Below are 4,120 nucleotides of genomic sequence, written 5' to 3'. Positions count from 1 at the left end.
CCTGTCCACTTGTACAAGTGGACAGGAGGTGGTAGTCCGACCTCTAACAGGACTTTAATAGGATTAGCTCTCAACGGAAAAGGGGGTAGTATGTCCTCTTTTTTGAAAAGTTACCTGAAGTGGATTTTTTTAGCTTTTGTGGGTTTTGCCTGGTTTCTTTATTTTCTGGAAGTTGTAAAAGCTTTTCGGCATGGAGCTGGTTTTCTGAATTCTCTTTTGTGGTTTAAGGTTTTTCCAAAAGAGTTGGTTTCTCTCAGGTCTTTTCTTTTTTCTTTTGGGACGGGTTACGCTGTTTCAGCTCTTGTTTCCCTTGTTGTCTTTTACTTGTGGATTGAGGATTTAGATAGGCTGGAGGATTTACAGGGAAAGATTGATGATTCCCTGACAGAGATTGAGAGGTTAAAGGGTGAGAAGAAGAAGCTGGAGGGTGAAATTTCTGTTCTCCAGAAGAAAGAAGAGGATTACAAGAGTGTTTTAAAGGGACTATCTCAGGAGATTAAGACTCTTTCCTACAAGAAGGATTCGCTTCTTTCTTCCATAGAATCCCTTGAAGAGAGGAACAGGAATCTTGCCTCTTACCTTGAAGAGGAGTTTCGGAAAGGATACGAGGCAGGAAGGGAGCAAGGTTACCAGTCCGTTATTACAGAGCTTAGGAGTCTCAGGATTCAGAAATCTGCTTTGCTGAAATTGTTTGACAGCAATAAGGAGCTGAAAGCTCTCTTTAAGAAGGTTACAGGAAAGACCGTTAGGCAGTATCTCAATGAGGTGAAGAAGAAAGCTAAGAACTCTGGAGGAAAGAATTGAAGGTTTACGAGAGGGTTCTTAAAGCCTGTCTCAGGAGGAAGATAACCGTCAGGTATGGAAGGTGCAGCTCCCGTTACGGTGTGTCAAAGTGCAGTCTTACAGGAGTTCTTTTAGCTCATGACAATCTTTGTATTGTTATGGCTGTTACGGATGAAAAGGGAAATCTTACTCGTTTGGTTGTTATCAATAAGGGTGAGATAGAGAGTATTTCTATTGAGGATAAGGTTGCTTTAAACCGAATTGGAGAGGCTTTATCTGAGGTAGATGATGGTTAATAGAATGCAACCTTTTAGGAGAGGTTAGGGATGAATACCAAAGAGTTGATTCTCCAAAAAATTGAGAAACTTCCTGATGAGTATCTTGAAGAGGTTTTGGGGTTTATTTCTTCTCTGGAAAAGAGAAAGAACTTGGACAAGAAGCTGGAAGTGGCTGTTTTGAGTGAATCTTCCCTTAGGAAAGATTGGTTAAGACCAGAGGAGGAAGAAGCTTGGAAAGATTTGTAAAAGGAGATGTAGTAGTTGTTCCTTTTCCGTTCTCAGATTTAAGTCATGCTAAAAGGAGACCTGCTTTAGTTGTGGCTGAGCTGGAAGGAGATGACTTAATCTTATGTCAGATTACCAGTCAACAGGTAAAGGATGACTATTCAATTTCTCTTACCGATGAAGATTTTATGTATGGAAGCTTGAGGAAGAAAAGTAATATAAGACCTAATCGTATCTTTACCGCTGATAGACACATAATTCTTTACCGTATTGGTCATTTAAAAGAGGAAAAGCTCAGAGAAGTAATTGAGAGGATAGTTCAAATTTTGAGGAGCTAAATGAGTTTGGGAATTAAGAAAAACTCTGGACTTACCTATGCTCTCAAATATGCAGCTTCTGTTTTAAAGCAGGGAATAGGAGTTTCAAAGCACAACGTTTATAAGCAGTTTGGAGGTAAGTCTCCTCTTATTCACTCCTATTCAACTTTTAACCGCTATATGGGAGTAGCTAAGGAGTTTGTTAACTGGGCAAGGGAACAGGGAATTAATCGGCTTGATAAGGTCCAGTATGACCACGTTAAAGATTTTCTCCTCTCAAAAGCTGAATACTGTTCAATGAAAACGTTAAAGGTCAATGCTTCTGCACTTAGAAAATTCTTTGAGACGGTAGGAAGAGAGGATATATCTGAACGGATCGGGAAGGAGTATCAGGAGATTTATTCTCAGGGTAGGAATCCAGGCAGAGCTCTGGCTTTTGCTCATCCTGAAAAGGTCATTTCTCTTCTGAAAGAGGAAGTTCACAAGGTAATAGCAGAGTTACAGCTCCTAACAGGGGCAAGGATAGGAGACGTTAAAAAGATTCAGGTTCTACCAGAGAGTAAAAAGGTAATCATCCTCAAGAGCAAAGGAGGAAGAACCAGGGAAATAGACTATGCTGACCGACCAGAGAAGTTTGAGAGGATTAGGGAACTTGTTGATATTCTCCAGGAGCATCTTAAAACCTCTTCCTGGAAGTCTGTAAGGGAAGGATACTACAAGGACCTTAGGCAGGCAGTATTGCGTTCTGGAGAGGTTTATACAGGTTCGCATGCTTTTAGGGTTAACTATGTGAAGGAGAGATTGAAGGAGCTTAAATCTTTGGGATATTCTGAAAGGGAAGCTCTCCAGAAGATTGAATATGAGATAGGACACTCAAGGATTGAGATGAGTGCTTATTATTCAAGGGGGTAGAGAAACTAATGACCCGAAAAGACCTAATAGACAGGGTTGCTAAAAAATTTGGATTGAAGAAAAAAGAAGCTGAGGCTATTGTGAAGTTCATTTTTCAGGAAATAGCTGAGACTGTGAAAAAAGGTGAAAGAGTGTCTATTCAGGGATTTGGAGCTTTTGAATTAAGGGAACTGAAGGAGAGAAAAATAAGGAATCCGAGGACGGGGAAAATGGTAGAAATTCCGAAAAGAGGGAAGATAGTGTTCGTGCCAAGGATGTGAGGGAATATGTTTATCGAATTATATTTCTTGTAGTGAAATATTCGTTTTATTTAGAGTGGATGTTTTGGAGTTATTCGCTTAACTTTCCATATTGGTTTGCCAAATAGTTTGGGTGGATATAATCCAATAATTGATTTTTTTCTTAAAAACTTTGCGGTATTTGTTTCGAGAGTTAAATATTTTCGAATTGTTTCTTCTTTTGTTGTGGCATCTTTCGTAATTGCTATGGGTATCATCTTCTTCATAAAATCAATACGCCTTCTTCCGAGGTCAGGAAGCTCTAAAACTACGGATTTTCTCATATTTCTCCGATGGGGAATTTTTATTTTTGGATGTTCTTCAAAGAAGAGCCAAATATCTATGTCCTTAATACCACTCAAAACGAGTTTATTTTTAATTTTTAAAGACTTTGCTTTGATTTCTTCTTGTGTTACCTCAATAACTATGTCTTCAGGCTCTTTTTCCATTAACCACAATTCAAAAAAGTGTTGTGCTACTCCTTGACATAGACAAATAGCTACTAACTTATCTTCATAAACAGAATATTTTCCTTTTCCAACTTCATTTATGAACCTGTTTAATTCATTAAGTGCTTCTTCTTTCAATATCTCCAGATGCTTTTTCGTGATTGGTTTCCATATTCTTTCGTTCATCTTTATACTCAAAACTTTATTTGTACATAAATTCAACTACGATATCGTCGTTTGTTCCAAACTTTCGATCTGGTCCAGGAGATGTTAACCTTATCTTATTTCCCTTAATTTCATATCTTACATTTATTTTTTTTAGTTCTTTTGAAATAAAAGGAGAGTTAATATCTTCCAGTTTTTTAGGAGGTTTACCTTTACCCTTGAAGTCTATGTAATCCAGAATTTCCATTTGTATTCTTTCAAGTATGCTTTTTTCTTTCTTTATTAGATCTTTTCTATTGAAGTACGACAGAACTTCACTTAGAGTTTCTTTTTTTAGGTATCCTTGTTTTATTATTTCAGCAGAACAATCCCTCCAAAAAGAAGGGTCAACTATAAGGTTGTACACAGCACTGAAATATTGGTTGAAAAAGTTTGCTCCGTTATTTCCTGCCTTTACTAAAGAAAGTACTGTTTTGTCAAAATCATATCCCAAGTCCTCACATGCCTGCTTATACAATATTATGCTGTTGTAAACTTTTGAACTGCAGTTATTTGGAGATTTTAGTTTAGATGTAAACTCAACTGATGATGTTCTTTTATTTAGTAAGGAAAGGTATTTCTTTAAATTTTCATTAGTTAGTGGCATACCATCTTTGGAGCATGAATATGAAAATAAGAGTAACGTACAATAATTAAGCCAATAAAATATCTAT

Annotated in this window: 8 protein-coding genes; 6 read left to right on the top strand and 2 right to left on the bottom strand. The window is 37.3% G+C overall.

Annotation, left to right across the window (positions count from 1 at the left end; translation table 11 throughout):
- From ABGX27_03430 to ABGX27_03405, 6 genes are all read left to right on the top strand, one after another.
- The coding region (locus ABGX27_03430; GenBank protein ID MEO2068542.1) for a hypothetical protein at window positions 1-804 on the top strand (804 nt) is incomplete at its 5' end.
- Window positions 801-1,079 (top strand): hypothetical protein, encoded by a 279-nt coding sequence (locus tag ABGX27_03425; GenBank protein MEO2068541.1) that lies wholly within the window; start codon window positions 801-803, stop codon window positions 1,077-1,079. The genes ABGX27_03430 and ABGX27_03425, both read left to right, overlap by 4 nt.
- Before the next feature lie 30 nt (window positions 1,080-1,109).
- Window positions 1,110-1,307 (top strand): DUF2281 domain-containing protein, encoded by a 198-nt coding sequence (locus ABGX27_03420; GenBank protein MEO2068540.1) that lies wholly within the window; start codon window positions 1,110-1,112, stop codon window positions 1,305-1,307.
- On the top strand, window positions 1,292-1,624 hold the full coding sequence (locus ABGX27_03415) for a type II toxin-antitoxin system PemK/MazF family toxin (GenBank protein MEO2068539.1): 333 nt from the start codon (window positions 1,292-1,294) through the stop codon (window positions 1,622-1,624). The genes ABGX27_03420 and ABGX27_03415 overlap by 16 nt, the downstream gene beginning before the upstream one ends.
- Window positions 1,625-2,515 carry a site-specific integrase gene (locus ABGX27_03410; protein ID MEO2068538.1) on the top strand — a complete coding sequence of 297 codons (891 nt, stop codon included), beginning with the start codon at window positions 1,625-1,627 and terminating at the stop codon, window positions 2,513-2,515. It abuts the gene before it with no gap.
- 8 nt (window positions 2,516-2,523) lie between these two features.
- A complete protein-coding gene (locus tag ABGX27_03405) occupies window positions 2,524-2,775 on the top strand; it encodes an HU family DNA-binding protein (protein ID MEO2068537.1) in 252 nt (83 codons plus the stop codon).
- A 50-nt stretch (window positions 2,776-2,825) separates the two neighbouring features.
- On the opposite strand, the gene ABGX27_03400 is transcribed toward ABGX27_03405, so the two are convergent.
- Window positions 2,826-3,428, bottom strand: coding sequence for a hypothetical protein (locus tag ABGX27_03400; protein MEO2068536.1), 603 nt, complete (start codon window positions 3,426-3,428; stop codon window positions 2,826-2,828).
- A 16-nt stretch (window positions 3,429-3,444) separates the two neighbouring features.
- Entirely contained in the window at window positions 3,445-3,924 is a 480-nt protein-coding gene (locus ABGX27_03395) for a hypothetical protein (GenBank protein ID MEO2068535.1), read from the bottom strand.
- Window positions 3,925-4,120 lie beyond the last annotated feature (196 nt).

This window comes from Desulfurobacteriaceae bacterium (assembly GCA_039832905.1).
In the GTDB taxonomy this organism is placed as follows: Bacteria; Aquificota; Aquificia; order Desulfurobacteriales; family Desulfurobacteriaceae; genus Desulfurobacterium.
This window is presented reverse-complemented; position numbering and strand designations above follow the sequence as displayed.

Coding starts and splice junctions, on each gene's coding strand:
- ABGX27_03420 (MEO2068540.1), top strand. CDS start 1,110: ATGAATACCAAAGAGTTGATTCTCCAAAAAATTGAGAAACTTCCTGAT.
- ABGX27_03410 (MEO2068538.1), top strand. CDS start 1,625: ATGAGTTTGGGAATTAAGAAAAACTCTGGACTTACCTATGCTCTCAAA.
- ABGX27_03405 (MEO2068537.1), top strand. CDS start 2,524: ATGACCCGAAAAGACCTAATAGACAGGGTTGCTAAAAAATTTGGATTG.
- ABGX27_03400 (MEO2068536.1), bottom strand. CDS start 3,428: ATGAACGAAAGAATATGGAAACCAATCACGAAAAAGCATCTGGAGATA.